This is a genomic window from Bradyrhizobium sp. AUGA SZCCT0158 (assembly GCF_018130065.1).
GTDB lineage: Bacteria > Pseudomonadota > Alphaproteobacteria > Rhizobiales > Xanthobacteraceae > Bradyrhizobium.
Genome location: NZ_JAFCME010000018.1, coordinates 1 through 26,419 on the forward strand (window position 1 = coordinate 1; position 26,419 = coordinate 26,419).

Sequence of the window (26,419 nt, forward strand, 5' to 3'; positions counted from 1 at the left end):
ACGAAGCGCCGCATCAGCTTCCCCCGCAGAATCACGAGAGAATAATAGCAAAGCAGCGGCGTTTTCACACAGCCAGGGTCAGAAGCCGACCTGACCGGAACGTCCGCTTCTGGCGTGCCGGCTCAACCGGTCGCCGCAACACAGGCGTCAAATCTCTCTGCTTAGGACGGGATGCCGATGCGCCACTGATTTTCCTGAGCTGTCGCTAAGGTGTTGACGCATCCGTACGCGAGAATATCTTGATCTCGCAAAAGGATCATCAATGAAGCGGCCCGTGTCAGGAAAAACCTGTCGGATGCCCTATATGCAACTACGCCGGTTGTGCTTGTTCAGGCGCTCTCACCGAGTCGCTAGTTGGCATTCGCGCATAAACCGACGGTCGTTGTGGGCCATTTTGTTTATTTTGGTGTTCCCCGCCAACTGCCTGGCCGGTGAAGGGAAACCCATCAGCATCACCGTGGCGGCCGACCCCACGAAGGCCGACGGAGAACCTTGGGACGGCATTCCAGGCCTTGGCGGGGCGCGCGCTCCGACGGCCATCAACAAAAATGCGCCGGATCTGGCGGTCTGCGTCGTTCGTATGGAAACGCCTCCGGAATGCAGCATGCGGTACGTGAACCTGAAGCAATATTCGCTTTGCCAGGACAGCTACGCTTGCATTTTTAAGCGGGTGAGCATCCCCGATGGTCCTTTCGGGCTCATCATTCTGGATTTGGACTTACGGCGGCATGACCTGGTTGGTTTCCTCTTAATGACGGCTGGGAAGGCTCTTGCTCCTGACCAGCGAGCCGCTTTGGAAAGCGAGATTCGGAGAAGAGCCGACCAGTTAGCGCCCCCTTTTTCCCAAGAAGAGAAGCAACGCAGGTTGAGGGAGATGCTTGTTGTTCCGATGGACCGCTGCGCCGAAGCTAAGGGATGCAGGCTCGTCCAATCCGAAATCCGCGTGAACTCGGCCGAGTGATCCTGCCGGGGCGCTCCGTCCCGTCGTCACGCCTCCTATCACAGAGGACTTCGATGCGGTTCCGGATACTACCGTCATGACCAATGACGTAGGCGTAATAGCTAGCAGCCATTGCCAATTACTTCGGCGGCTGTAAGCCGGGAGACTTCAGCCACTCGCTCATGCGTTACGGTTTCGGCCCGTCTTGCTGCTCCGGTGAACGGACATTCTCAGGATCGGCGGGCATATCCCAAAAGTGCCACAAGCGGAATCCGTCGTAGCTATTCGATAAGGTCATCTGCGCGCAGCATTAAATCTCGGCTAATCGGCAATCCTATAATGCGTGCTGTTTTCAGATTGAGCACAAGCTCGAACTTGACAGGTTGCTCGATCGGCAGGTCGGCCGGTTTGGTACCCCTCAACACCTTCTGCACGTAACCTGCAAGCCGCTTGGCCTCGAAGATCCTATCCGGTCCATAGGACAACAAGGCCCCGCTGGCGGCAAATTCGCGCCACGCAGCGATGACCGGGAGCCGCTGCTCCAATGCGTACTGAGCAATTCTCGGGGCAACCAAACTAGTCAGTCGCGAAGCGACCACAAACAAACTGTTCGCGCCACTGGCACTTGCTGAACGAAGCGCGGCTTCCAGCTCTTCCGGGTTGCTGATGGGATGCGCTGTTACATCGATACTAAACGATTGGGCTCCTTTCCGTGCGAAGGTAAGCTCGTCATCGAGATGCTGCGGATTGAAAATTACGCTCACCCGCTTTGCGTCCGGCACGACCTCGTTTAGCAGCTCCATCCGCTTGGCTGCCATTTCATCGGTAAGAAATGTCACACCGGTAAAATTCTTGCCCGGGTTGGCCAGTGACACGGCTAGTCCTGAACGTACCGGACTGTCGCTGACGCCGCCGACGACAGGTATGGTGCCGTTGCTTGCATCAAACAGCGCCTTGAGAATGTCGCCGCCAACCGCAAGCAGAAGGTCGGGCTTCTGCGCAACAAGTTCCTCCGCCAACTCCGGCAGGCGCGCGGCGTGGCCGTTCGCATAACGGTAAATGATCTGCAGATTGCTGCCGTCAACAAGGCCGCCCTGCGAAAGCGCCTCTTTCAACGACTGATCGATCCGCCCCAGCGATCCACCGCCGAATACGAGCCAACCGATCCGCACGGGCTTCTTTTGCGCGACCGCCAGCCGTGGAAGCGATACCGCTGCAGACGTGATCAAGCCAATAAAATCGCGCCGCCTCATGGTCGTTCACCGGAATTCGAGCCGCTCGGCAGGCGAGAATATAGCACGTCGGGAAAAGCAGCGTGGGATTTCTGGAACACGTCCGTATTGGGTCATTTTCGAATGTCAACGCGCTCGCAGTGGTGAGGTCCGCCCTGCCCGTTGAAACGGACATCATCGGCGGCGCAACGGCGTCGCGCTAGCCAGCTAACCGTTGATCACGCGCTGTCCGCCATCTCCCGAGAAAGTGCATCCCATCAATCAACACTCGGGCTGCTCCAATGCCTCTCTTTGCGCGCGCAAGAGTAAAAATCGCGAGCGGGTGAAGGGCCCCTCCTTCGGAGACAGACCCCTCAAGCGCTTCTCTCGGGAGCCGTGCGTATCCTAGTACACCTTGTCCACCGGCAGGCCGAGCGCCATCGAGCCGGCGTATTGTGCCTGCGGGCCGGCCTGCAGCGGGTGGTAGCGCGCGGCCTGGATGTCGCGGAAGCGACGCTCCAGCCCGGTGGCGCGGTAGAAGCCGGCGCCGCCGGCGAGCTCCATCGCAAGCTCTACGGTGGCAATGGCGTGGCGCGCGACGAGCGTGCGGCCCGTCATCACCTGGTTGATGGTCTCGGCCGAAGGCGCATCGAGCCGCACCGCCGCCAGCATGTGTTCGCGAGCAAGGCGCGCACCAGCCAGCTCGGTGTCCATGCGGCCGGCGAGCTGGATCATGTGGTTGTCGACCTTCTTCTTTTTCGCGACACCAACCGCGACGTCGCGGGCGCTCTCGGCGACGCCGAGATAGACCGAATAGATCAGCGGGAACGCGATGGTTGCGATGATCTGGAACAGCGGATGCCATTCGCCGGCCTTGCGCTTCACCGCAACGGCCGCCTCCGGCACCACATGGCCGTCGATCAAGACGTCGTTGGAGCCGGTGCCGCGCATGCCAAGCGTGCGCCAGTTGTCCATCACCTTCACCTGCGGCGAGTTCATCGGCAGACCGAAGTGCAACACCTGCGCCGGTTCGCCTTCGCTCTCCAGCACGGCAGTGGTCATGAACAGGTTCGCGGCCGGCGAGCCGGAGGCAAACACCTTGCGCGCGGTGATGCGATAACCGCCGTCGACCTTCTCGGCCTTGCCGGAGCCGCCGATCCAGTCGCTGCCGCCGCTCGACAGCAAAAAGATGCGCTCGGCAGCGATGCGCTTGAGCAAGGGCTCGACGGGCGCCGCCTTCTGCACCTTCCAGCGCCAGGCGGGAATCGCGACCTGATGGGTGTGCATGGAAAACGCCAGCGCGGTGGAGCCGCAATGCTGGCCGAGGATGCGCAGCATTTCGGCGAGCTCATCGATGCTGGCGCCGCCGCCGCCAAGTTCAGTGGGGACGCCGGCCTCGACCAGGCCCGCTTCCTTCAGCAGGGCAAAATTCTCGGCGACGAACTGGTCCTCGTCGGTGGCGGTTTCAGCGCGCTTGGCGAAGACGGGGCCAAGTTCGCGGGCGATCTCGATGGGGCTGCGGTGCGTTGTCGCATCGATGGCGCGTGCGGTGTTGCTGCTCATGGTCATCCCTCCATTCATTGGGACATCCGCGAGTAAGCGAGATGTCTAATGCCCCGGAAACTAGGCCCGGGCGCAAGATCCCTCCAGTTCAGGAAGTGTACTGCCGCGGCGGCGATGCGCCGCCTGGAAAACAGGCCACTGTAAACATTGGATTATTCGCTTCGCTATGGCCGCCGGCAGGCCAGAGCGGTATAGTATCTGTACTGCCCCCGCGCGTGCATGAGGAGATCCCCGTTGCCCGACAAAAGCGAACGCGGAAGCTATGGGCAGTTCTGCCCGGTGGCGATGGCATCAGAGATCTTCTGCAACCGCTGGACCGCGCTGGTGCTGCGCGAATTGCTCTGCGGCACCACGCGCTTCAACGAACTGCGTCGCGGCGTGCCGCGGATGTCGCCGACGCTGCTGTCGAAGCGGCTGAAGGAGCTGGAAGAAGCCGGCGTGATCGTCGCGGTCCCCACCGGTCAGCACGGCGTGATGGACTACAAGCTGACCGAGGCGGGCGAAGATCTGCGCGGCATCGTCATGTCGCTCGGTTTCTGGGGGCAGCGCTGGGTCGAGTCGACGCTGTCGCTGAAAAATCTCGATCCCGGGCTGTTGATGTGGGACATGCGGCGCAACCTGCAGCCCACGCCATTGCCGCCGCGCCGCACCACCATCAATTTCATCTATCCGGAAATGCGGCCGGACCGGAAATCATGGTGGCTGGTGGTCGAGCGCGAGAAGGTCGACCTCTGCCTCACCGATCCCGGCTACGACGTCGACCTCTATGTCAGCTGTCCCCTGCGCGCCATGACTGCGGTGTGGATGGGCGTCGCCAAGCTCCACAGCGAAGTCGAAGCCGGCCGCATCAAGGTCACCGGCGACAGCTCGATCGCCAGATCGATGCAGCAATGGCTGGGTCTCAGCCCCTTTGCGCAGGGGCAAAGGGCTGTGGTGTAGCTGCAAACAGGCCGTTACCGTTAGGGATCTGATTGGCAGCTCTGCCTCAGACCGCTTCCGTCCAGCTTTCCGAGAATGCCAACGCCGACGTCGAGAATGGCCGCCCCTCGCGTTCCCGCGGCCAGGACCGCCCTTTCGCCTCGACGCCGTTGCGGACGAGACGGGTGCCGAGCGCCGGGATCAGCACGGTGCACACGCCGTAGCGCCGGTCGGGAATCTGGTTCGGCTGCGAGTGGATGAGCAGCGGTTCGCCGATATCGAACCAGGTAAGTGAGATGTCTTCGCCGTGCGACTTGATGTGTTCAGTCCAGAAGTAGCGCGGATCTCCCGCTTTGGAGAATTGCGCGTCCGCACAGGGGATAGTTGTGTCGGAAAGTTCGGTATTGAGCATGCCTTGTACGGTAGACTGCAGCCACCGCGCCATCGCGATGTTGTCGGAGTAAATGCGCCAGCGACCTTCCGTCAGCTCGCTCTTCAAGTAGAGAACGTGTCCGGGACCAGCCGGCGAAAAGATGATCCGCCAATAGCTCGCCTCGGTCGAGTTCGGCTCGCCGTCCTTCGGACTCAAGCGGATAAACGGGTTCTCGCCCGTCAGGATCGTCTTGTTGGGATCGGCGATGCTCATGTAACGGGTCTCCCTCTCAACTTCTCATGATACGTCGTTGTATGTCCGCTTTACGCGCCAAGGCGGACATTGCGATCATTCCGCGTGATACTAACGGTTCGCGTCATCGCTGCAATCCCTGGATAGCGACGGCGCCACTGCGATGCCAGCGAGCATCGACAACGCAACTGTATATTTTGTTTTCACTGTGCTCCTCCCTGTTGATTGCTCGAGATGACTGTAAATGTGTGCGGCCGAGAGCCAGGTTTGCAAATAGTGTCTGCCGCCTGGGCTGCCAATTGTCATCAGCGGGGAATTCGGCTGTTCCTCGTTTTGCGGACGGCTCGTCACAAGCAAAACGCTGGACGGGAAGAGAGCTACACGTTCCCGGATGAGTTCCTGCGCCTCGTCAACGACGCCGGTTGAGCGGCCGGCACATCCGTTCACAACACTGTTATTGCGCCCTGTCGCGCGCTTCGCCTCCCGCAACTGGGCCTCTCGCGCGTGTTGTTGTATTCTCGGCGAAACAACTGCACGGTCGCAGGAGAAGCTTACATGAACACGTTCGTACTCAACCGCCGCAACCTCCTCGTCGCCGGCGGCTCCGTCCTGGCAACCGGCGTTTCCGGGCTGCTGGTGCCCGCCCGCGCGGAAGGCCTCGCACCGACCCCTTCGATGCCGGGCGGGGCCAACAACTACCTCAAGGGCGCGCCGACCGTGAATCGGATCGGCAAGGGTGGCTTCTGGATGACCGGCACCGTACGCCGCGCAGGCGACGGCGCCCCGCTTGCCGGGCAGCGCATTCAGATCTGGGCGCACACGACCGAAGGGCGGGAGGGGGATGAGCGTAGTCATGGGGCCACGCTCACCGACAAGAACGGGGCGTTCCGCCTCGAGATGCCGCAGATCATTCCGATCTTCGGCCAGCCACATGGTCACCTCGCCTATGACAGTGGTGAATTCAAAACCGTCTTTCTACGTCCCGTGATGCGCAGCGCCAAAGATACCAGCCTCGAGGCGCACTTCGTCCTTCAGCCGGCCTGACCGAGTTGGGAACACGGGGATGAGATTGGCGAAGGTGACCCTGATCTGGGCCGCCCTTGCGGCAGCCATTTGCGTGCCGATCGCCGCTGCAGCAGCGAGCCCGCTGCTCGCATGGCGCGATCCGCTCTACATACTGGCCGGGTTCGCAGGGATTATCGCACTGGGTCTTGTGCTCGTTCAGCCTTTGCTGATTGGCGGATACTTGCCGGGACTGTCGGCTTATCGTGGACGACGCGCACATCACTGGATCGGAGGCGCGCTGGTCGTGGCGGTGGTGGTCCACGTCGCCGGCCTCTGGATCACCAGTCCCCCTGATATGATTGACGCCCTTCTGTTCTCATCGCCAACGCCGTTTTCCCCGTGGGGTGTGGTCGCCATGTGGGCCATCTTCGCCGTCGCAATCATAGCGGCACTTCGCCGGCGATTGGGACTGCGAGCGCGAACGTGGCGTGTCGTCCATATGCCCCTCGCGATTGTCATCGTCGTCGGCAGCGTGGTCCACGGCATCCTGATCGAGGGGACGATGGAGACGATGACGAAGGCCGCGCTTTGCGCGCTGGTCCTTGCGGCGACCATAAAAGTCATGGCTGATTTGCGGGTATGGAGAAAGCGAGGGACGTTGCGCGGAGGGAGCGTTATGCGACAGTAAACCAGGCGAAATTGATAGCGATAAGGATCTCAAGACGCTGGCGATGTTTCGTCGCGAGGGATCCGCCTGATGAGGCGTGCGATCAGACCTGCGCCGTCCAGGCGGAGCGACGGGCATGGTGTGAATTCAAAGTGCGGACCTGCCTGAGCCTGCGTCGATTCCGATACGAGCACCACGACCTCAGCCTCCGCCGCCGCCTCTTTGCCGCACTGCTCCAGGCGTTGCGCAATGTTGACGGTACGGCCAATGATCGTGTAGTCGACCCGGCCCGAAAATCCGACGTTGCCAACGGCGACAGTACCGCTGTGGAGCCCGAGGCGCATGCGGCAGGCATGCAGGCCATTGGCACGGCGCTCCGCGTTGAAGGCGCTCACCTCTGCGGCTATGGCGAGCGCCGCACCGCAGGCATCGGCGGCGTGGTCGGTGCGCGGCTCCGGCGCGCCCCAAAAGGCCATGATGCTATCGCCGATGTATTTGTCGATCGTGCCGCCGCTCTCCTCGATGAGCGGCCCGACGCGCGACAGGAGTTGGTTGAGATAGCTAACCACCTCGGCGGCGTGGCGGTCGGCCGAGTACGCCGTGTAGTTCTCAAGGTCGGTGAACAGCACCGTGACCTCGCGCGTCTCGGCTTCCGGCGCCCCGGCCATGCCATGAGCGACAAGGCGGCGCACGAGCGTCTTGGGCAGATAGGTTTCGAACCAGACCAGACCCGCCGCCATCCGCTCGAAGGCGCCGGCCGCCCGGTTGAGTTCACGCACGCGTCCGCGCGGGAGCCGCCGTACGCCGTCGAATTCCAGCGCCTCGATGCGCGCCGCCGCCTCTGCAAGTCCGAGCACCGGCCTTCCCAGCCGCCTCGCGATGATGATAGCCGCCCCCACCGCCAGGGCGAGCAGCACCAGACCGCCGAGCCCGGCACCAAGCACGAGCCAACGCTCCTGGCGCGTATCCGAGCCTCGATAATGCACCCCGACAATCCAGCCAACATCGCCGTAGCCCGCAATCTGCCGGTAAACATAAACGTGGCTGTCGAAGCCGCCGTCGCCCATCCAGGAGAAATGACCTTCAGAACGCCTGAACGGAGCGAGCGAGGACAGCGGGTTGGGCGCGCGCGCCCAGATATTGGCAAGCGCATTGTCCTTGTAGAAGCCATCGACCCGGGGCAGCGGATCTTCCACCCTGGCGCCCGCAATCGTTTTTGGCATCGACAGCGCCGGGTGGGCGAGGACGCGGTCGCGGCCCGAGAGGATGAAGGGCGTTTGACCGATCGCGCCTCCGATCTCGCCAACGTAGCGCGACAATTCCGCGACCGAGATCGCGGCCACCAGGACGCCAAGAAACGGCCCCGCGTCATCTTCACTTGCGCCGGCCGCGTTCTCAGTCGGCCCGCGTAGCGGCATTCTCAGTGCGAGAATGACCTGACCTTGCGCCAGCAGCGGGCTGACCAGCGGACCGAACCAGCGCGGCTCGGGATCGACCAGTGCGTCCTCGACGCTGCGCACGACCGCGGGAAAAACCGACGCATCCAACGTGTCGTAGCTGCGGCCGTCCGCGCGATCGTAGCGGCGCACGCTAAAATTGGATCGCGTCACCGAGATGCCCACCACCTGCGGCGTCGCCGCCAACGCTCCCAGGACAAAACGCGCCATGCCTGCGTCGTCGTTCGGATCCAGTCGGCCCTCGCGGATCGCCGCGGCAAGGTAGGTCATCTGGGCGCGGACCGGATCCAGATGCGCGCTCAAGCGTTCGACCACCAGATCCAGCACAAGTTCGGAGCGGTCGCGCAGCAGACGGCCTGTGTTCTCTCGCGCGGCGTAATAGCCGAGCGCTACGACGGGAAGCACCGCGGCGAGCACAAGTCCAATGAGAGTTAGCGACAGCAGCCACGTGATCGGCAGCCCTCCTTCTCGAGGAGGCGGCGCGGCACGTCGAATTGGCGTGGGGATGGTCATCAGCGGATCCAATGCCGGGCTTATTCCACGAACAGGTCCTGGTCCGGCAATGCCGTCCGAAAGTCTACCGGTCGAGCCGATTGCACAAAATATCCTTCATCCTCTCATGGCGAAACAATTCAACGTTATTGCCGGTCTTGTGGCGGGCTATATCGCCGCAGGGGTATTCAGGATGCCACATCGGATCGGATACGCCTGACTGCAACGACGGTCATCGATTTGATCGAACTGCCACGGGGACTTTGGTTGCGCTGGCGGCGTATCTTGCATTTGCGTACTATGCATACGTCGCCACACGGAACATCCCTCTCCTCGGGAGACAATCATGACCACCTCCCCCTACCCCGATGGCGCCGGCTACGTCCGCGGACGCTATGTTCCGATCGCCGAGGCGACGCTGCCGGTGACCGATTGGGGTTTTACGCGCTCCGACGTCGTCTATGACGTCGTGCATGTATTCAAGGGTGGATTCTTCCGGCTCCGAGATCACCTCGACCGGTTCGAGCGCTCGATGGAAAAGCGGCGAATCCATCCGCCGGAAGACCGCGCCGCGATCGAGGCAATCCTGCATCGCTGTGTCGCGCTCACCGGTCTTGCGGATGCCTATGTCGCGATGGTGGCCTCGCGCGGACGGCCGCGGGTGATGGGATCGCGCCGGCCGGCGGATTGCGAAAACCATTTGATCGCCTATGCGCTGCCCTGGATCGACGTCGTGCCGAAAGATGTGCAGGCGCGCGGCGCGCATGTCTTCATCGCCTCGACGCCGCGCGTGCCCGACGCCTCGGTCGATCCCACGGTGAAGAACTACCAGTGGAACGACCTGACCTCCGGCCTGATGGAGGCGCACGATGCCGGTTTCGACACCGCCGTGCTGTGCGACGCGCAGGGTTTTCTTACCGAGGGGCCGGGCTTCAACGTCTTCGTCGTGCGCGACGGACGGGTGACGACGCCCGATCGCGGCAGCCTGCGCGGGATCACGCGGCAATCGGTGCTGGAACTGTGCGCCGAACTCGGCATCGAGGCGGCGGTCGAGCCGATCCCGCGATCGGCGCTCGACCACGCGGACGAGGTCTTTCTCGCGACCACCGCCGGCGGCGTCATGCCGGCGTCGCGCATCGGCGCGCGCATCCTCGGCAACGACCGGCCCGGGCCGATCTCGACGCGGCTCAAGGATATTTATTGGAAGAAGCACGACGAGGGCTGGCACCACACGCCGGTCCGGTACGAGATGGCCGAAGCGGGTGAATGAACGGCGCGCAGCCACAGTAGCCCCCGGATGCGCAGCGACATCCGGGTGCTTCCCAAGACCCGCATATCGCGGAGTTTATCGTCGGGCGCATTCGCGGGACCCGTTGGCTTCCGGCAATGGATGGATCCAAGGAAGCGGTGTCGATGGTTTCGCTCCATGGATCCGCGCATGGCCAACGACAGCCCCAGCTGTTCCAGCAGATGGCTGACGGTCCCTGCCGACCGCCGATTCGCTCCAGAGGGCCTTGCGGAGCACCCTCAGACGGACCTAGGGTGCCTCCTCGATCAAAACTAGGGAGTGCGGACGTGGCGACAGGTACTGTGAAGTGGTTCAACGCAACCAAGGGATTCGGGTTTATCCAGCCCGACAGTGGCGGCAAGGATGTGTTCGTGCATATCTCGGCGGTAGAAAAGGCCGGACTGAGTTCCCTGAATGAGGGCGCCAAGGTCAGCTACGAAGAAAAAGAAAACCGCGGCAAGACCTCGGCTGAAAATCTGAGAGTTGGCTAACGAAGATATTTCCCGCCGGTTCACGCCGGCGGGGGCTACGTCCCCACTCCTGCGATCCGGGCCGTCAAAACAGCCGCTTGCCCGGCCGGAGATGGTTGAACGCTTATCCTCGCAGCCTGCCGCGGCGGCATGCTGAATCAGCCGTTAACATAACCGCTCAAATCCGAGCGTGGTCCCACCGGCATTTTCCATTTCTCTACGCTAGCGTTGCTCCCAGAACGTGATGGAAGCAGGCGGCACCCTGTTGGTGCCGCGCTCGACATCGCGACCGGGGAAACGGGGAAGTGGCCGAGATTGCAGAGACATCGCTAGTCCGTCGTGCATCGCCAGGGGATGCCGCACGCACCCGCGCGCCGGTGGCGCCTGCCGGTGCGCTGACGCCGCTGGCCGACATCCCCGCCGCCCAATGGCGCGCGCTGTCGGAGCGCGTCACTGAGCCCAACGGCTATTACCTCCCGGAATGGGAATTGGCGGTCAACGCGTCCGCGCGCGGACGCGTCGGTGCTTCTGCATTGAGTGCCTGGAGCGATACCGCTGAGTTGACCGGGTTGATGCCGGTTATTTCGATGTGGCGCGCCTACAGGATTCCGCTGCCCGTTTGGGTCAGCGCCGATCCCTATGGCTCGCTGTCCACGCCGCTGCTGGGCCGCGATCATGCCGAGCAAGCTGCCGGGCGCCTGCTGGACGGCGCGCGCAAGGCCGGCGCTCACGCGCTGATGCTGCGCGACATGTCGCTGGACGGCGCCGCGATGAAGGCCTTCACCGCTGTCCTGGCCCGCGACGGCCTCACGCCGCGCGTGCTGCAGTCGCATGTCCGCGCCGCGCTCGATGCCACCCTCGACCCCGATGAGTTGCTGCGCGACGGGCTGGGACCGAAGAAACTGAAAGAGCTGCGCCGGCAGCGTAACCGGCTTGGCGACCATGGCGAGGTGCATTTCAACGTTGCGCGCACGCCCGCCGAGGTTACGGCCGCGCTCGAGACGTTCCTCAACCTGGAAGCCAGCGGCTGGAAAGCCAAGCGCGGCACGGCATTGGTGCAGCACGCCGGCGATGCCGCCTTTATCCGCCGCGCGACGCCTGATCTTGCGGCCACCGGTCAATGCGAGATCGTGACGTTGCGCGCCGGCGAGACGCCGGTGGCAGCAGCCATCGTGCTGCGGCATCAGGACCGTGCGTTCTATTTCAAGCTCGGCGTCGACGAACGCTTTTCGAAATTCTCGCCGGGCGTGCAGCTGACGCTCGATCTGACCCGGCATCTCTGCGCCGATCCCACAATTACGCTGGTCGATTCCACCGCCAATGCCGACCACCCCATGATCAATCCGATCTGGCGCGGACGGCTCGCGATCGGCGATGTGCTGATTCCGCTGCGGCGGGGCGATGTGGTCGCAACGCTGGCGCAAACCGCCTTGAGCTTGCGCAAGCTCGCCCGCGAGCCGGCGCGCCGCGCCATCCGTTTTATCAGAGAACGCCAGGAGAAATCCTCATGAATACCCAGACCGCCGTAGCGCCGGTGATTGCAGCCGACAACGATGCCTTGCGCCGCGACTTTCCGCTAAAACCGTTCGCGATCCGCCACAAGCTGGCCGGCCATCCGCTTCTGATGCTGCCGCGCATCGCGCAATTGGCTGCTGAGTTGCCGCGCGATCTGATCGAATACAATTCAGGCAAGGTCGCGATCAGCCAGGATCCCGACGCCATTCCCTCGGTCGATCTCGATCCCGTGGAAGTGGTGAAGAGCATCGAGACCGCCGGCGCCTGGATGGTGCTCAAGCGCGTGGAAAATTCGCCGGAATATCGCCAGCTGCTGGAAGACACCCTGCTCTCGGTGGCGCGCGCCCGCGGCTTCAACAGCTTGGGCGACGCCGGCTTCGAACAGCTCGAAGGTTTCCTGTTCGTGTCCTCGCCGAATTCGACCACGCCGTTCCATCTCGACAGCGAAGACAATTTCTTCGTGCATATCCACGGCGAAAAATTCTTCACCATCCTGGACAATACCGACCGCAGCATCGTCTCCGACGACGAGATCGAGCGCTCGATGACCAAGCACCGCAATCTGAAATATGACGAGCGCTTTGCCGCCCGCGGCAAGGAGTTTCATCTGTTCGCGGGCGACGGCTGCTACGTGCCGTATCAATGGCCGCATTGGGTGCGCACCGCTGACTCATTCTCGATTTCGATGGCGATCACCTGGAAGACGCGCGAGGTGCGCCGCCTCAACGATCTGCACTTCTTCAATTCGATGCTGCGCGGCATTGGTATGCCGCAGCAGCCGCCCGGCAAGCAGCCGGTACGCGACGCGCTCAAGCTCGCCTTCTACCGCACGGTGACGACGGCGATCAAACCGCTCCGCGCCTCGATGGCGATGCGCCGCGTGCTGCGCCGCATCGCGCTGGGGAAGCGTGCGAATTATTATTTGAAGGGGACTTAGCTTCAAGCACCGGTCGTCATCCCCGCGCAACGGCTTCGCCGTTGTCGCTGGAGGTGCGAGCGCTTGCGAGCCTCGAAGGATGACAGTTCGAGCCCGTAGCCATCCTTCGAGGCTCGCCGAAGACGGCGAGCACCTCAGGATGACGGCGGTGTTTGTTGCGCGAGGGCTTGCTGAAGCAGTCGCCGTTACCACCTCACCTCACTTCAGCGGCGAATGCGGCGTCGGCAGCATGATCGTCGAGTGCATTTCCTCGAGGAAGCCCGGGCCCTTGCCGAGGAATTCCTGCCAGGCCGGATCCTTCATGGCGTTGCCACGCGCTTCCGCGCGGGCGTTCAGATCAGGATAGGCCCAGATGTGGCAGGCCTCGTTGGGCTCGCCCGCCTCGGTTTGCCAAAGGCCGACAATCTTGGAATATTTCTCGCGCGCCGGCAGTACGGCGGTGAACGCATCGAGCCATTGCTTGAGGCCACCAGCCGGCTTGCCGCGGTAGTTGCGCAGTTCATAGACATTGCCTGAGGATGCCGGAGCCACCGGCGGCTTGATCGCATTCATCAGCCGAACATTCTGGCGCAGCAGCAGCGGACGGATCAGCGGAATATACTCGGCTGTCCAGCGCGGGTTCTTGGCGAGCTCGGCGCGAAGGCGTCCGCGCTCCTCGAAACTGTTGTAGCTCCACATGTGCAGGACCTGGTTGAGCGGCCCGATCTCGGTCATCCAGTAGCCTTCGAGCTTGCCGTAGTCGTTCTTGCGGATGTCGGCCGACACCGTGCTCGCCGCTTTCACCATGTCGCCGAGCGTGCCGGGCTTTACGGTGTAGGTTCGCAATTCGTAGATCATGGTGGTTCGTTTCCTCTTTTTTGCTGGATATTGGCGTGGCGTCCCCCGGATGCAGTGCAGCGCGTAGCGGTGCGCTGCTGATCCGGGGTCGATCTTGCGCCGGCGTGGGTCCCGGCTCTGCGGAGCAGCGTAAAGAACGCTGCACCGCGTCCGGGACACAGGTCTATTCGGCCGCCTGCGCGTTGATCTCTCCCGACACCTGACGAATGGCGCGGGCGAGTTGGTCGGCGGGCTGGGCGCCTGATATCGCGTATTTCTGCGCCAGCACGAAGGTCGGCACGCCGGAGATGCCCTTCTCGGACGCTTCCTGCGCCTGGCCCGAGATCAGCGCGACGTCTTCGTCGGTCGCGAGGCGCTTGCGCACGTCGTCGGCATCGAGGCCGACATCGGCGGCGGCCTGCACCAGCACGTCGATATCGGTGAGATCGCCGCCATCGCGAAAATACAATTCCATCAGGCGCTGCTTCATCTCGCCGGATTTGCCCTGCGCTTCGGCCCAGTGGATCAGGCGATGGCAATCGGTGGTGTTGGGCTGGCGCTTGACCAGCTCAGGCCGGTAGGTCAGGCCCTCTTCGCCTGCCGCCGTGACGACGCGGCCCGCAATACCCTTGTAGGCCTCGACCGAGCCGAACTTGGCGGTGAGATATTCGTCGCGGCTGATGCCCTCGCGCGGCACCCAGGAATTGAGGAAGAACGGCCGCCAGCGCACCTCGACCGGCACGTCCGGCACCAGCGCCAGCGCGTTCTCGATCCGGCGCTTGCCGATATAGCACCATGGGCAGACCACGTCGGAGACGATGTCGATCTTCAGTGGCTTGATGGTGCTCATGGGCGCGTCCTCGGGCTTCAAACGATGGCCGGAAAGTAAGCCGATTGAGGCCCGGGGCAAGGCCCCGCGCCGCATGCCGCCATTACATAACCTCCGCGGTTATTGTGGCCGCGGACAGGCCTCCGTAGAAATCGGGCAACAATTCAACTGCGGAGCCCGATATGACCGCCATTTTCAAGCCGGAAGGCCCTCTCTTTCGCGCCACCGAGCATGCCGGCGGGCCGTGGTCGCCGGATATGCTGCAGGGCAGCGCGACCACCGCGCTGATGACGCGCGAGGTCGAACGGCTCGCCGAGAATAGCGGATTTGCCGTGCGCCGCCTCACCTTCGACCTGTGGCGGCCCGCGGGCTTGCGCGCCTTCGGCCTGGAGACCGACATGCTGCGCGACGGCCGCAAGGCCAAGACCATCCAGGTGCGGCTCACAGACGGCGAGACCGAGATCGGCCGCTGCACGGCGCTCTTGACGGCGCAAGGCAATGAGTCGCCCGCTGATCCGTTCTCCAAAAATTCGGTCAGCGACGCACCGCCGGAATCCGGCACACCGCCGCCGGCGTTTGCGCAGAAATGGAGCCGCTATTTCCAGAACGTGTCCGTGCGGCTCATCGAAGGCGCGCTGGAAAAGCCGGGGCCGGCCGCGGCATGGATGCGGCTCGACGTGCCCATGGTCGAGGGCGAGACCAATACGCCGTTGCTGCAGGCGGTGCAGGCCGCGGATTTTGCCAGCGGCGTCGGCCAGATCGTCGATATGCGCGAATGGACGTTCATCAATCCCGAGATCAGCCTCTATTTCTTCCGCCCGCCGAAGGGCGAATGGATCCTGATCCGCTCGCGCACCCGCGCCGGCGCCAATGGGGCGGGTCTGACCATGGCAACGCTCAGCGACCGCAAGGGCGCGTTCGCCGAAGTGCTGCAGGCGATGACGTTCGAGCGGCGCGAAGCACAAGCGCAGGCGTCTTAAGGCGCCAGATACTGCAGCAGCCTCGGATCGTCGCGGACTTCCTGCGCCGATCCTGATAGCGCGACCCGGCCGCGGTCGAGCACGAAGGCGCGGTCCGCGACGCGGAGCGCGAGGTCGAGATGCTGCTCGACGATCACGATGGCGATATCTTTGGCCAGCAGGATCAGGCGCTCGGTGATTTCCTCGATCACGCCGATCCAGACGCCTTCGGTCGGCTCGTCCAGCAACAACACGCGCGGGTTCGACAACAGCGCGCGGCCGATCGCCAGCATCTTGCGTTCACCGCCGGACAATGTGCCGGCGACCTGGTCCATGCGCTGGCCGAGCTTTGGAAAAATCTCCAGCACGCGGTTGACGGCCTGGCTGTCGCGGTTGGTCAATGCGCCGACGGCGAGATTGTCGCGCACCGAAAGCCTGCCGAACACCGAGTGTTCCTGCGGGACGTAGCCGAGGCCGAGGCGGATGCGCTGCTCGGTCGGCAGCGCGCCGACGCTGCGGCCATCGAGACTGACGGCGCCGCCGAGCAGCGGCAACTCGCCGACGATGGCCTTCATCAGCGTGGTCTTGCCGGCGCCGTTGCGGCCGAGAATCGCAACGCCGCCGCGCCACGGCACGGCCATGCTGACGCCGAACAGCACCTGGCTGCGGCCATAGCCGGCGTCGACGCTTTGGATGTCGAGATATCTGTCCTTATCAGGCACGGCGGAGATAGACCTCCTGTACCCGGGCGCTCGACTGGATATGCGACACCGAACCGCAATCGAGCACGCTGCCCTGATCGAGCACGGTCAACCGGTCGCAGATGTCCCTGATAAAATCGAGGTCGTGCTCGACGATAACGAGGGAGCATTTTTTCTTGATCGGCTGCAGGAGTTCGCCGGTCACCCGGCGTTCCTCGAGGCTCATGCCGCCGGTCGGCTCGTCCAGCAGAAGAAGTTTTGGTTCGGGCGCCAGCGCCATTGCGATTTCAAGCCATTGCTGTTGGCCGTGCGACAGCGCGGACGCAGGCTCCGCCGCGCGGTCGACCAGACGGAACTGTTCGAGCATGGCCATGGCGCGATCGTGCAGCACCCCGCGGCTGCGCGAAAACACCAGGCTGGGCAGCGAGCATTGCGCCTGCAACGCCAGCAGAATGTTGTCGTACAGCGTCAGCGCCGGCAGCACGCTGGTGATCTGGAACTTCAGACTCATGCCGGCGCGCGCCCGCTCAGCCGGCGACGCCTGCGAGATATCGCGGCCGCCGAACGTCACCGTGCCCGACGTCGGGATTTCCGCGCCGGCGACGCATTTCATCAGCGTGCTCTTGCCCGAACCGTTGGGTCCGATCAGCCCGTGGAATTCGTTCTCGTAAACAGTGAGATCGGCGCCGTTCAGGGCCGTCAGCTTGCCGAAAATCTTGATCAGTCCGCGTGCTTCAAGAAGAGCCACGATCGCCCTCCTCCGGCAGCCGGCCGAAATTGCCGACACGCTCGCGCTCGCTCAGGATCAGGCTGACCAAACCTGCGGGGCGAAACAGGATGACCAGCAACAGCAACACGCCGAGGATGATCGGCCAGATGTCCTGATAGGAGTTCGACAGCCAGAAACTGACCGCCTCGATCGCGACCGTGCCGATCACCGCACCGATCAGCGTGCCGGAGCCGCCGAAGAGCACGTAGAGCACCACCTGCGTCGAGATCACCACGCCCAGCATGTTGGGCCAAACGAACCCTTCGTGAAACGCATAAAGACTGCCCGCGAGGCCCGCAACGGCGCCGGCAAAGGAAAAGATGATCGCCTTGAGCCGCTGCACCTGATAGCCGAAGAAGGCGATCCGCTGCTCGTTCTCACGCAAGCCTGCCAGCGCCAGACCGAATTGCGATCGCACCAGAAAGCGGCACAGCAAATAGACCGCCAGCAGAATACCGAGCGTCATGTAGTAATAGACCGGACCCTCCGTGATGTCGTAGCTGCCGAGCGTCATCGGCGGGATCGAGGGAATGCCGTTCTGGCCGCCGAGATAATACCAGCCCCGCGCCACGCGGTCGGCCGCGTAGGAGCCGGTCAGCGTGCCCAATGAGACAAAAATCACGCTGGATGGATGACGTCCGAGCAGCAGAAACCCGCCGAGCAGCAGCGCAAAGGCAAAACCGATCAAAAGCCCGGCCGGCAGGACGAGCAGGATCGACGTCACGCCGAGGTCGCGCGCAATCAGCGCCACGCCATAACCGGCGGTGCCGAAGAACACGGCCTGTCCAAAGCTCATGATGCCGGCATATCCCCACACCAGATCGAACGAGAGCGCAAACAGGCACAGGATCAGGACCCGCGTGGCGTAGATCGTCAGATAGTCCTTGAGGACGAACGGCAGCAGCACGGCGATCACCAGTACCGCGACTTCAATGATCGGCAGCACTCGCCATCGGCGCTGGCGGCCGACCCGACCGGGAAGCGGCAGCGACGTCGTCTGTGTCGTTTCTGTCATCAAATGGCCAGCAAACCTGCTCCGGAGTTAACGGTGGCTTTCGGCCGCCGCAGCGCCACGCTCAGCATTACATCAGCATTCTTTGGGATCGACGAGGCCGGCGCTGCGCGCGACGATCTCATAATTGCCGCCCTTGGCAACCGCCGTGTACATCTTCATCTTGCAATGCCGCTTGCCGGGAACCATTTCCGCGGGCCCGCCGGGACCTTCGGCGATCTTGGCGTGATCCAGCGCCGCCGCGACCCCGTCGCGATCAATCTTGCCGGCCTCCTTGACCGCCGCCTCCCACAGTTTGAGGCCACGATAGGTCCCGGTCGCGGCACTGCCCGCGGCGAACAGGAACGTGCCCGGGAACTGCTTTTCGTAAGCTGCATGAAGTTTGGCGCTGAAGGGGTCTTCAGGCGTGAGCGCCTTGAAATAGTCGAGGCAGCTCGCAAGTCCCTCGATCTCGGCCGCCTGGTTGATGTTGAGCGTGTTCTCGTCGTAGTAGACGCAGGATAGCCGGCCGCCATTCTTGAGGAACCCCGCCTCGTAAAGCTGCTTGAAGAACGGCCCGACCCCAGGCGGGATCACGGTGTTGAACACCACGTCGACCTTGTTGGAGATGACCCGGTTCACCGTGGCGCTGAAGTCGATCTGGTCGAGCGGATAATATTCTTCGAAGACCACCTCGCCGCCATTGGCCTCGATCACCTTGCGGGCATAGACGTTCAGGGTGTGCGGCCAGACATAGTTGGCGCTCGGCAGCGCGAACCGCTTGCCGCCGTTCTTGATCAGCCAGGGGATGAACTCGTCGCACTGCTGCGCCGGCGTCGGGCCGGTACAGAACAGATAGGGCGTGCACTCCTTGCCCTCGTAGAGCTGCGGGTAGATGTAGAGCGTCTTGCCGCGCGCGACGATGACGTCCTTGATGGCGTTGCGCATCGAGCTGGTGATGCCGCCCAGCACCAGATCGACCTTGTCGCGCTGGATCAGTTTCCGGACGTTGCCGACCGCGACCGATTCATTCGACGCGGTGTCCTCGATGAACAATTCCAGCGGCCGGCCGAGCAAGCCGCCGGAATCGTTGATTTCCTTGACCACCATCTTTGCGACGTTCGCATCCGCGTTGCCGGCGTAACCGATCGGGCCGGTCAAGTCGGTGGCGATGCCGACCTTGATCGGGGGCCCCGCCGCGTTGGCCCAATCGGGGCGAACGACCCAGCTGCCGACACCGGTGGCAATGGCGGTGCTGGCAAAGGCGAAGTTGGAGAGGAACCGCCGGCGGTTGAGATGGCTGTGATCGCTGGACATGGACTAGACCCCTTTTCCTGAAATCAGGCCTTGCGGCCGAAACTTGATGAAGATGATGGCAAGTACGAACACGAGGACGTCGGCGATCACGGGCGGGATGATCCAGGGCAGTGCCGCGGCGAGCGTGCCGATCACGCCGGCGCCCGCGACGGGTCCTGCGAACGAGCCGACTCCGCCGACCATGACGGCGACGAAGCCCTGGATCAGGAAACGCAGGCCGAGATCGGCAAACAGCGAGAACACCGGCACGATCAGCGCCCCCGCAAGGCCTGCAAGCGCGGCACCGAACGCAAAGGTGGCGCCATAGATCGCATTGGTCGAAATGCCGGAGGCGCGGGCCAGCGCGGGGTTTTCCAGCGAGGCACGAATGCGCAGTCCGAAGGCGGTGCGCGCCAGCAGCAGATAGCTGCCGATCATCACCAGCGCCGTGATCAGGATGATCACCAGCCGCCAGCTGGAAAAATGCATGGTCCCGATATTGACCGAACCGCCGAGCGGCTCCGGGACCGACAGATAGAGCCCGCCGATCAGACCGCGGACGATTTCGCGGATGATCAGCCCGAGCGCGTAGGTGCCCAGCATCGCCACGATCGGTGCGGCGTAAAATCGCCGGACGATGCTCCGCTCCAGCACAAATCCCAGCGCGCCGACGACGAAGGGGGCGGCCGCCATGCCGATCCAGACCGGCGCGCCCGCGCTGTGCACGATATAGGTGACGTAAGCGCCGAGCAGGACGAACTCGCCCTGCGCGAAGTTGAAGATGCCCATCATGCTGGCGATGATTCCGAGTCCCAGCACGACCAGAACGACGATCGCGCCGAAACTCAGGATCTCGAACAGTGCGACGAACAGGTTATCCATATGCCATCACCAGCAGCATTGCGGCGTTCGGCTGCTTACATTTTCTTCCAGTCTCCCGCCTGCTCGAAGGCGTGCGCCGCGCGATAGATGGTCATTTCATCGAAATGCCGGCCGACCAGCATCAGCCCGACCGGAAGGCCGTCGACCATGCCGCAGGGAATCGACATCGCCGGGTGATGCGTGATGTCGAACGGCGCGGTGTTGGTGATCATCTCGAAAGCGCGCTGGCACACCTCCTCCCGGGAGGCGCCGGGCGCCGGCAGCGGCGTCGCCTTCATCGGCGTGGTCGGCATCAACAGCAGATCGTAGTTCGCCAGCACCTTGTCATAGGCGGCGGTGATACGCCGCGAGATGTTGACGGATTTGCCGTAGTAGCGCGGCCCGAAATTATTGTTGATGTAGACGCCGAGCATCAGGAACAGTTTTGTCGTTTCCGACAGCGAGTCCGCCTGCCCGCGCCAGCCGCGATGAAAATCCATCAGCGACGTCGAGTACAGATCGGCACGGCTGAGACCATAGCCGTCGCCGAACATCATGGTCTGGGCGATGCCTTCGGCGCCAATCGGCGTCCAGACCGCCGGCGCCACCATGTGGAGCGGGATTGAAACCTGTTCGACTGTCGCGCCGAGGCTCGCCAGCCGCTTCGCCGCTTCCATCACGCTCCGGTTGACGTCGGCTTCGGCGCCGGCCTGCTCAAAACCTTCCTTGACGATGGCGATCTTCATGCCCTTGATGCCGGCGCCCAGCGCCTTGGTGTAGTTCTGCACCTCGGGCGACTTGATCCGGGGATCATAGCCGTCGTCACCGGCGATCACTTCGAGCAGCAAGGCATTGTCGGCGACGTTTGCGGTCATCGGCCCGGTGTGATCGACGAAGATCTCGATCGGCATGATGCCGGTATAGGGCACCAGACCCCAGGTCGGCTTCATGCCGTAGGTGCCGCTGAACGACGACGGCATCCGGATCGATCCGCCCTGGTCGCCGCCGATCGCCATGTCGACTTCGCCGAGCGCGACCACGACCGCGCTGCCGGACGACGATCCGCCGGCGGAATAGCCCATCTTGTGCGGGTTATGCACCGGACCGGTCGCATTGGTATGGCTGCCGCCGGAGATACAAAAGTTCTCGCAATGCACCTTGCCGGCAATCTCGGCGCCGGCATCGAGCATGCGCGTGACGATGGTGGCGTCGAAATCCGGCACATAGCCTTCGAGCGTCGCGGAGCCGTTCATCATGGGCACGCCGGCCAGCATGATGTTGTCCTTCAGCGCCACGACCTTGCCCTTCAGCTTGCCGCTGGCGGCGCCCTTGACGGTCGATTTGCGATACCAGGCGTTGCGCGTATTTTCTTCCGGCGACGGGCGATAGCCAGGGGTCCGCGGGTACTTCACGATCGGGACTTCGTCGGCCATCGCGCCGACGGCGTTGTAGGCATCGACCGAGCCCTGCATCAACCCACGGAAGGAAGCGACGTCCTCATCGGTCAAGGCCAGACCGCATTGGTCGGCGACCGCGCGCAGTTGGTCGGGAGTAGGAAGCGCTACTGTCACGATGGATTCTCCTGTTTCTTTGACGGCTCGCGAAGGAAATTTGCTGAGGGCCCCAACCCCACGCCCATCACTAGAAACGGAAATGTTTTCCTTTTCAAGTATTATTTTGCAACACCTCCTTTTGCGGAGCGTTACGCGTTCGCGGTCAGAACTGTTTGATCAGCCGGAAGTCGATCCCGTTGGCGGCTGCTAGATAGATCGGCATCCTGGCGCTGCCGCGGCGAATGCCGACGGTGCCTCGCGCGCCCTGGTAGTCCACATTCGCAGCCGCCGAGAGCAGCGGCTTCCGCGCCAGCGATCCTGCGCGCGCGGCGACCGTCTCCAGAAACCGCAAGCCCTCATAGTTCGACTGCGCGATCGAGCCGAGCGGCGGCGCGTGGCGGCCGAACGAGGCTTCGTATTGGCAGCGGAAAGCGTCGTTCTCGCGCGAGGCCTTGTCGATGAAATAGCCGGATGCGCAGAACAGGTTTTCGGTGTTGTCGGCGCCGATCCCGAGCAGCACCGTCTCGTCCATCGCTCCGGCGAGGCGGAGCATTCGGGTGCCGAGCCCCTGCTCGCCAAAGGTACGGTTGAAGACGACGCTGTCGGCGCCGATCAACGTGATCAGAACCACGTCGGGCTTCGCGGCCCGGATCCGCGCCAGCTGGTTGCCGTGATTGTGCTCGCCGATCGGCACGAACTCCTCACCAACGACGCGCCCGCCGGCGTCAGCTATGTATTTCTTGATCGCCCTGTGGGACAGCCATGGCCAGACATAGTCGCTGCCGATCAGATACCAGTTCGCCGCTCGCCTGGTGTTGGCGAGCCACTCGATGGACGGGCGCCATTGCGCCCCCGGCGTCTCGCCGATGGCCATCACGCCGGGCGTTCGCTCGCCGCCCTCATAGACCGGCGTGTAGAGGTAGGGAATCTGTCCGGCGACGACCTTGCGCAGCGCCACCCTGACCGCGCTGATATGCGAGCCCATGATGAGATCGGCGTCTTCGGCCGCGACAATGTCGGAAGCGGTGCGCGTCACGTCGTCAATATCGCCGCCGGTGTCATGGAACGCGACTTCGATCTCGCGGCCGAGAATGCCGCCGCGGCGATTGATCTCGGAAATGCCCAGCAGCGTACTGTTGATGGAGGCCGGACCCCAGATTCCCGACGGGCCGGACAGCCCGACAAAATTGGCAATCCGCAACTTCTTGCGATCGCGCGGCGCCCGAAACGGGCCAAGCGCCGGCTCCGAGGTGCCCGTTCCCGTCCCCGGAAACCCCTTGAGCAGCAGTTCCGGCGGCATCGGCGGCCCACCGAACTTTTGTAATTGCGGCAGCGAGAGCAATTCGCTCTCCTTTCAGCTTCTTTTAGTCCGGCGCCATCAGACTACCATCGGCGAGGTGATCGGCAACAAAAATCCTAGTGGAAAATATTGAATATTCAACGATTCCCGTGCATAGAGTTCAAGCAAGAGCGCTAAATATTCATCGAAAACTCCATTACGCAGTTCAAAGCCTTGGCCAAATCGCCCAGTAAACCCATCACCGAACATCTCGCCTACCTGCTTGCGCAGGCCAACCGGGAGATCAATCGCCAGCTCGACGCGCGCTTCCGCAAGGAAGGCGTGCCGGTCGAGCAATGGCGCATCCTGAAGGTGTTGTCTGACGGCAAGGGACACTCGATGGGTGAGCTTGCCGAAGCGGTGCTGCTCAATCATCCGACGTTGACCAAGATGGTCGACCGGATGGTCTCCGACGCCCTCGTCTATCGAGTGCAGGACGCCGAGGACCGGCGTAAGGTCCTGATGTTCTCGTCCGACCGCGGCAAGGCGCTGACCCAGCGCCTCAACTCGCTGGCGCTGAGCCAGGAGGCCTTCATCGCCGAGAACTACGGCAACAAGGCCACCGCGGATCTGAAGCGCCTGCTGGAAAGCCTGATCGAGAAGGCGAACTAAGCTACGCCGCCAGCGCGGTGAGAACCGCTTCCGACGCTTCATCCGCCGGCATGAACATTTCCACGCGCAGTTCCTGCAGCGTGACGTCCTGCGGCGTCCCGAGCGTCAGCACCGCGCCGATCAAGCCAATGCCCACATCGCCCTTGCGCAAGCGCACCTCGCATAGCGGGCTCGGGGTTTCGTGCTCGTCGAACTGCGTGGCCGGCAGGTCGGGCAATTTCAGCAATTCACGCCAGGTCGATTGCAGCGCCAGATCGAGCGGCGCGGCCATCGCCTCGTGGCGGGCGCGGACCAGCAACGCGGACGCGACCTTCGGCCAGTTTTCGACATAGGGCCGCAATTCATCCGGCGAGAGAAACATCCGCATGTGATTGAGCGGACGCTGCATGCGCTCCGGCCCGAGCAGCATAGTCATCAGCCGCGTCGCCGCGCCGTTGGCCTGCAGCACGTTCCAGCGCCGGTCGGTGACGATGGCGGGAAACGGTTCGTGCCGGCGCAGCAGCAGATCGATGGCGCGCTTGGCGTCGGCAACTTCGGGAGCTGAGAGATCGCGTTCGCCATATTGCCGCGCAAAGCCGCCGGATTCCAGCAGCGCATTGCGGTCGCGCAGCGACAGGCCGAGCGCGGAAGCCAGTTGCAGCAGGATTTCGCGGCTCGCCACCGCCTTGCCGGTTTCGACGTAACTCAAATGCTTGATGGAGATTTCCGCCTCGAACGCCAGATCGGCCTGGCTCATGGCGCGGCGGTTGCGCCAGCCGCGCAGGAGATCGCCGACCGGGTTGGTGCGTAACGGTGCATGTTGGCGGGAGTCCATCCGCCGATTATGCGAAGGGCGGATGCAGCTGTAAATCGCTACTTGTAGGATGGGTGGAGCGCAGCGATACCCATCGGCGCTAGGCACCACCATTGCCGAAGATGATGGGTATCGCTTCGCTCCACCCATCCTACGTGAGCGCCGCCGCCATCTCCCGCATCCGCTGCGTGGTCAGGTCATCCGCCGGAAAGAACGTCTCCAGCGCCAGTTCGGACAGCGTGACGTCGACCGGCGTTCCAAAGATCATCGTGGTCGAGATGAAGCTCAGCACCTCGCCATTGAGCCGCAGCTTGAACGGGATCGCGACATTGTCCGGCGACAGCGGGCCGGAGCGCGCCGGCATCGGAAAGGCCTTCAGCTCCGCGTAGAGCTTTAGCAGTTCGGGATCGGCGGTCGCCTCGCATTGGCGGTGCAGCCGTTCCAGCAGGTGACTGCTCCATTCGGCGAGATTGACGGTGCGCGGCGCCAACGCTTCGGGATGAAAGGCCAGCCGCAGGATATTGAACGGCTGGCCCAGCAGCCGCGCCGGAATGCCCTCGAGCAGCGGCGCCACCATGCGGTTGGCGGTGACGAGATTCCAGTGCCGGTCATAGGCCAGCGCCGGATTGGGTTCGTGCGCCTTCAGGACGAGGTCGATCGCCGCCCGCGCCGACTTCAGCGCGGGATCATCCAGCGAGCGCTGCGGAAAGGCGGGTGCAAAGCCGGCCGCCACCAGCAACACGTTCCGTTCGCGCAAGGGCACCTCCAGGCGTTCGGCCAGTTTCAGCACCATCTCGCGTGACGGCGCGGCGCGGCCGGTTTCGACGAAACTCAAATGACGCGCCGAAATCTCGGCATCGCCGGCCAGATCAAGCTGGCTGAGATGACGGCGCTGCCGCCATTCGCGCAGGTGATCGCCGATATGGACGGGCTGGGGACGTTCGGCTCGCGCCGTGGAAGCATGTGCGTTCATGGTGGAAAACCTACCATGCGAATTTCTCAGCTTCCATTACCTCCGACGTAATCGAATTGGGTCGCGGACGGGGTCATCTTCGCAGTCACAGGAGATGACCCATGCTGATGCTTCCTCTGTTTCTGCTCATCGTTCGCGCCCTGCACAGACTGGCGGTCTGGGTGCTGGCCCGTTCCCTCAACATGCCGGAACCGCTGGTGCACGACACCGGCGTCTTCGTGGTCGCGCAGGTGCAGACGATCGAGAACCGGATCGGCGAGGCGCTGTCCCCGATGCGGCGCTGGCGTCAGTTCCGGTCCTGGTTCCGCTAACCCCAACCACCCACCCCGTAAAACCAAAGGAGAGAACTATGATCAACCCGTCCTCATTCCTGAGCCGCGCTCTGCTTGCCGACGCCGTCTTCAGCGGCGTAGCGGCGGTGGCCCTTGCGCTCGGTGCCGGCGTGCTCGCGCCGTTCCTCAATCTGCCGGAAGCCCTGCTGCGCGAGAGCGGGCTGTTTCTCATCGCCTACACCGCGCTGGTCGGCTGGCTCGGCACGCGGCAATCGGTGCTCAAAGCGCTGGTGCTGCTGGTGATCGTCGGCAACGCCGCGTGGACGCTGGGCAGTATCGCCTTGCTGTTCTCGGGCGCGGTGAGCCCGAACCTGCTCGGCATCGCCTTCGCCGTCGCACAGGCGATTGCGACCGGCGTGTTTGCCGAGTTGCAATATATCGGACTGCGCAAGAGCGACAGCGTGGTGACCGCCTGAGCTTGACGTGCATTGAAAGCGCGCCCGATGACAGGCCTTGTCATCGGGCGCGAATTCGCGTGGACCGTTGGCTTCTCTCGTGCAGACGCCC

27 protein-coding genes are annotated in these 26,419 nt (G+C 63.3%); 12 read left to right on the forward strand and 15 right to left on the reverse strand.

The window, feature by feature from the left end; translation table 11 throughout:
* The first annotated feature begins 382 nt into the window (after positions 1–382).
* Entirely contained in the window at positions 383–961 is a 579-nt protein-coding gene (locus JQ574_RS24000; RefSeq protein WP_212204464.1) for a hypothetical protein, read from the forward strand.
* A 260-nt stretch (positions 962–1,221) separates the two neighbouring features.
* On the opposite strand, the gene JQ574_RS24005 is transcribed toward JQ574_RS24000, so the two are convergent.
* Positions 1,222–2,193, reverse strand: coding sequence for an ABC transporter substrate-binding protein (locus tag JQ574_RS24005; RefSeq protein ID WP_212204463.1), 972 nt, complete (start codon positions 2,191–2,193; stop codon positions 1,222–1,224).
* Between the two features lie 363 nt (positions 2,194–2,556).
* Positions 2,557–3,714, reverse strand: a complete 1,158-nt coding sequence (locus JQ574_RS24010) for an acyl-CoA dehydrogenase family protein (protein WP_212204462.1) — start codon at positions 3,712–3,714, stop codon at positions 2,557–2,559.
* Positions 3,715–3,999: 285 nt separating this feature from the next.
* On the opposite strand from JQ574_RS24010, the gene JQ574_RS24015 reads away from it, so the two are divergent.
* Positions 4,000–4,653 carry a winged helix-turn-helix transcriptional regulator gene (locus tag JQ574_RS24015; protein ID WP_249119562.1) on the forward strand — a complete coding sequence of 218 codons (654 nt, stop codon included), beginning with the start codon at positions 4,000–4,002 and terminating at the stop codon, positions 4,651–4,653.
* Between the two features lie 46 nt (positions 4,654–4,699).
* Here JQ574_RS24015 and JQ574_RS24020 read toward each other — a convergent pair whose 3' ends face one another.
* Positions 4,700–5,278 (reverse strand): hypothetical protein, encoded by a 579-nt coding sequence (locus tag JQ574_RS24020; RefSeq protein WP_212204460.1) that lies wholly within the window; start codon positions 5,276–5,278, stop codon positions 4,700–4,702.
* 534 nt (positions 5,279–5,812) lie between these two features.
* Between JQ574_RS24020 and JQ574_RS24025 the strand changes: the two genes are divergently transcribed.
* Both JQ574_RS24025 and JQ574_RS24030 read left to right on the forward strand, forming a co-directional pair.
* Positions 5,813–6,301 (forward strand): Twin-arginine translocation pathway signal, encoded by a 489-nt coding sequence (locus JQ574_RS24025; protein ID WP_212204458.1) that lies wholly within the window; start codon positions 5,813–5,815, stop codon positions 6,299–6,301.
* A 19-nt stretch (positions 6,302–6,320) separates the two neighbouring features.
* The gene (locus JQ574_RS24030) at positions 6,321–6,950 is read left to right on the forward strand and encodes a ferric reductase-like transmembrane domain-containing protein (protein ID WP_212204456.1); all 630 of its coding nucleotides are present in this window, start codon (positions 6,321–6,323) and stop codon (positions 6,948–6,950) included.
* A gap of 29 nt (positions 6,951–6,979) precedes the next feature.
* Here the strand turns inward: JQ574_RS24030 and JQ574_RS24035 are convergent, their stop codons facing one another.
* On the reverse strand, positions 6,980–8,899 hold the full coding sequence (locus tag JQ574_RS24035; protein ID WP_212204454.1) for an adenylate/guanylate cyclase domain-containing protein: 1,920 nt from the start codon (positions 8,897–8,899) through the stop codon (positions 6,980–6,982).
* A gap of 325 nt (positions 8,900–9,224) precedes the next feature.
* On the opposite strand from JQ574_RS24035, the gene JQ574_RS24040 reads away from it, so the two are divergent.
* From JQ574_RS24040 to JQ574_RS24055, 4 genes are all read left to right on the forward strand, one after another.
* Positions 9,225–10,148, forward strand: a complete 924-nt coding sequence (locus JQ574_RS24040) for an aminotransferase class IV (RefSeq protein ID WP_212204453.1) — start codon at positions 9,225–9,227, stop codon at positions 10,146–10,148.
* Between the two features lie 305 nt (positions 10,149–10,453).
* Positions 10,454–10,657 (forward strand): cold-shock protein, encoded by a 204-nt coding sequence (locus tag JQ574_RS24045; RefSeq protein ID WP_192734282.1) that lies wholly within the window; start codon positions 10,454–10,456, stop codon positions 10,655–10,657.
* A gap of 284 nt (positions 10,658–10,941) precedes the next feature.
* Positions 10,942–12,147 carry a GNAT family N-acetyltransferase gene (locus JQ574_RS24050; protein ID WP_212204450.1) on the forward strand — a complete coding sequence of 402 codons (1,206 nt, stop codon included), beginning with the start codon at positions 10,942–10,944 and terminating at the stop codon, positions 12,145–12,147.
* The gene (locus tag JQ574_RS24055; protein WP_212204448.1) at positions 12,144–13,088 is read left to right on the forward strand and encodes a cupin-like domain-containing protein; all 945 of its coding nucleotides are present in this window, start codon (positions 12,144–12,146) and stop codon (positions 13,086–13,088) included. The genes JQ574_RS24050 and JQ574_RS24055 overlap by 4 nt, the downstream gene beginning before the upstream one ends.
* A 198-nt stretch (positions 13,089–13,286) precedes the next feature.
* Here JQ574_RS24055 and JQ574_RS24060 read toward each other — a convergent pair whose 3' ends face one another.
* Complete coding sequence (locus JQ574_RS24060) at positions 13,287–13,925, reverse strand: NIPSNAP family protein (protein ID WP_212204446.1); 639 nt, start codon at positions 13,923–13,925, stop codon at positions 13,287–13,289.
* A gap of 163 nt (positions 13,926–14,088) precedes the next feature.
* On the reverse strand, positions 14,089–14,754 hold the full coding sequence (locus tag JQ574_RS24065) for a DsbA family protein (RefSeq protein ID WP_212204444.1): 666 nt from the start codon (positions 14,752–14,754) through the stop codon (positions 14,089–14,091).
* Positions 14,755–14,915: 161 nt separating this feature from the next.
* On the opposite strand from JQ574_RS24065, the gene JQ574_RS24070 reads away from it, so the two are divergent.
* Positions 14,916–15,713, forward strand: a complete 798-nt coding sequence (locus JQ574_RS24070) for a thioesterase family protein (RefSeq protein ID WP_212204443.1) — start codon at positions 14,916–14,918, stop codon at positions 15,711–15,713.
* On the opposite strand, the gene JQ574_RS24075 is transcribed toward JQ574_RS24070, so the two are convergent.
* From JQ574_RS24075 to JQ574_RS24105, 7 genes are all read right to left on the reverse strand, one after another.
* Complete coding sequence (locus JQ574_RS24075) at positions 15,710–16,333, reverse strand: ABC transporter ATP-binding protein (RefSeq protein WP_249119563.1); 624 nt, start codon at positions 16,331–16,333, stop codon at positions 15,710–15,712. The genes JQ574_RS24070 and JQ574_RS24075 overlap by 4 nt on opposite strands.
* A 73-nt stretch (positions 16,334–16,406) precedes the next feature.
* The gene (locus JQ574_RS24080) at positions 16,407–17,141 is read right to left on the reverse strand and encodes an ABC transporter ATP-binding protein (protein ID WP_212204439.1); all 735 of its coding nucleotides are present in this window, start codon (positions 17,139–17,141) and stop codon (positions 16,407–16,409) included.
* Positions 17,128–18,177, reverse strand: coding sequence for a branched-chain amino acid ABC transporter permease (locus tag JQ574_RS24085; protein ID WP_212204438.1), 1,050 nt, complete (start codon positions 18,175–18,177; stop codon positions 17,128–17,130). Before JQ574_RS24085 ends, JQ574_RS24080 begins: the two co-directional genes overlap by 14 nt.
* Positions 18,178–18,249: 72 nt before the next feature.
* On the reverse strand, positions 18,250–19,470 hold the full coding sequence (locus tag JQ574_RS24090; protein ID WP_212204437.1) for a substrate-binding protein: 1,221 nt from the start codon (positions 19,468–19,470) through the stop codon (positions 18,250–18,252).
* 3 nt (positions 19,471–19,473) lie between these two features.
* Positions 19,474–20,331 carry a branched-chain amino acid ABC transporter permease gene (locus JQ574_RS24095; protein WP_212204436.1) on the reverse strand — a complete coding sequence of 286 codons (858 nt, stop codon included), beginning with the start codon at positions 20,329–20,331 and terminating at the stop codon, positions 19,474–19,476.
* A 35-nt stretch (positions 20,332–20,366) separates the two neighbouring features.
* Entirely contained in the window at positions 20,367–21,881 is a 1,515-nt protein-coding gene (locus JQ574_RS24100; RefSeq protein WP_212204435.1) for an amidase, read from the reverse strand.
* Between the two features lie 145 nt (positions 21,882–22,026).
* On the reverse strand, positions 22,027–23,163 hold the full coding sequence (locus JQ574_RS24105; protein WP_212204983.1) for a substrate-binding domain-containing protein: 1,137 nt from the start codon (positions 23,161–23,163) through the stop codon (positions 22,027–22,029).
* 213 nt (positions 23,164–23,376) lie between these two features.
* On the opposite strand from JQ574_RS24105, the gene JQ574_RS24110 reads away from it, so the two are divergent.
* The gene (locus tag JQ574_RS24110) at positions 23,377–23,814 is read left to right on the forward strand and encodes a MarR family winged helix-turn-helix transcriptional regulator (RefSeq protein ID WP_212204432.1); all 438 of its coding nucleotides are present in this window, start codon (positions 23,377–23,379) and stop codon (positions 23,812–23,814) included.
* Between the two features lies 1 nt (position 23,815).
* Here JQ574_RS24110 and JQ574_RS24115 read toward each other — a convergent pair whose 3' ends face one another.
* Together JQ574_RS24115 and JQ574_RS24120 are read right to left on the reverse strand one after the other, a co-directional pair.
* On the reverse strand, positions 23,816–24,628 hold the full coding sequence (locus tag JQ574_RS24115) for a helix-turn-helix domain-containing protein (protein ID WP_212204431.1): 813 nt from the start codon (positions 24,626–24,628) through the stop codon (positions 23,816–23,818).
* Positions 24,629–24,758: 130 nt separating this feature from the next.
* A complete protein-coding gene (locus JQ574_RS24120) occupies positions 24,759–25,580 on the reverse strand; it encodes a helix-turn-helix domain-containing protein (protein ID WP_212204430.1) in 822 nt (273 codons plus the stop codon).
* Positions 25,581–25,681: 101 nt separating this feature from the next.
* Between JQ574_RS24120 and JQ574_RS24125 the strand changes: the two genes are divergently transcribed.
* Together JQ574_RS24125 and JQ574_RS24130 are read left to right on the forward strand one after the other, a co-directional pair.
* Positions 25,682–25,891 carry a hypothetical protein gene (locus tag JQ574_RS24125; RefSeq protein ID WP_249119552.1) on the forward strand — a complete coding sequence of 70 codons (210 nt, stop codon included), beginning with the start codon at positions 25,682–25,684 and terminating at the stop codon, positions 25,889–25,891.
* A 38-nt stretch (positions 25,892–25,929) separates the two neighbouring features.
* Entirely contained in the window at positions 25,930–26,328 is a 399-nt protein-coding gene (locus JQ574_RS24130; RefSeq protein WP_212204429.1) for a hypothetical protein, read from the forward strand.
* Positions 26,329–26,419: the final 91 nt, after the last annotated feature.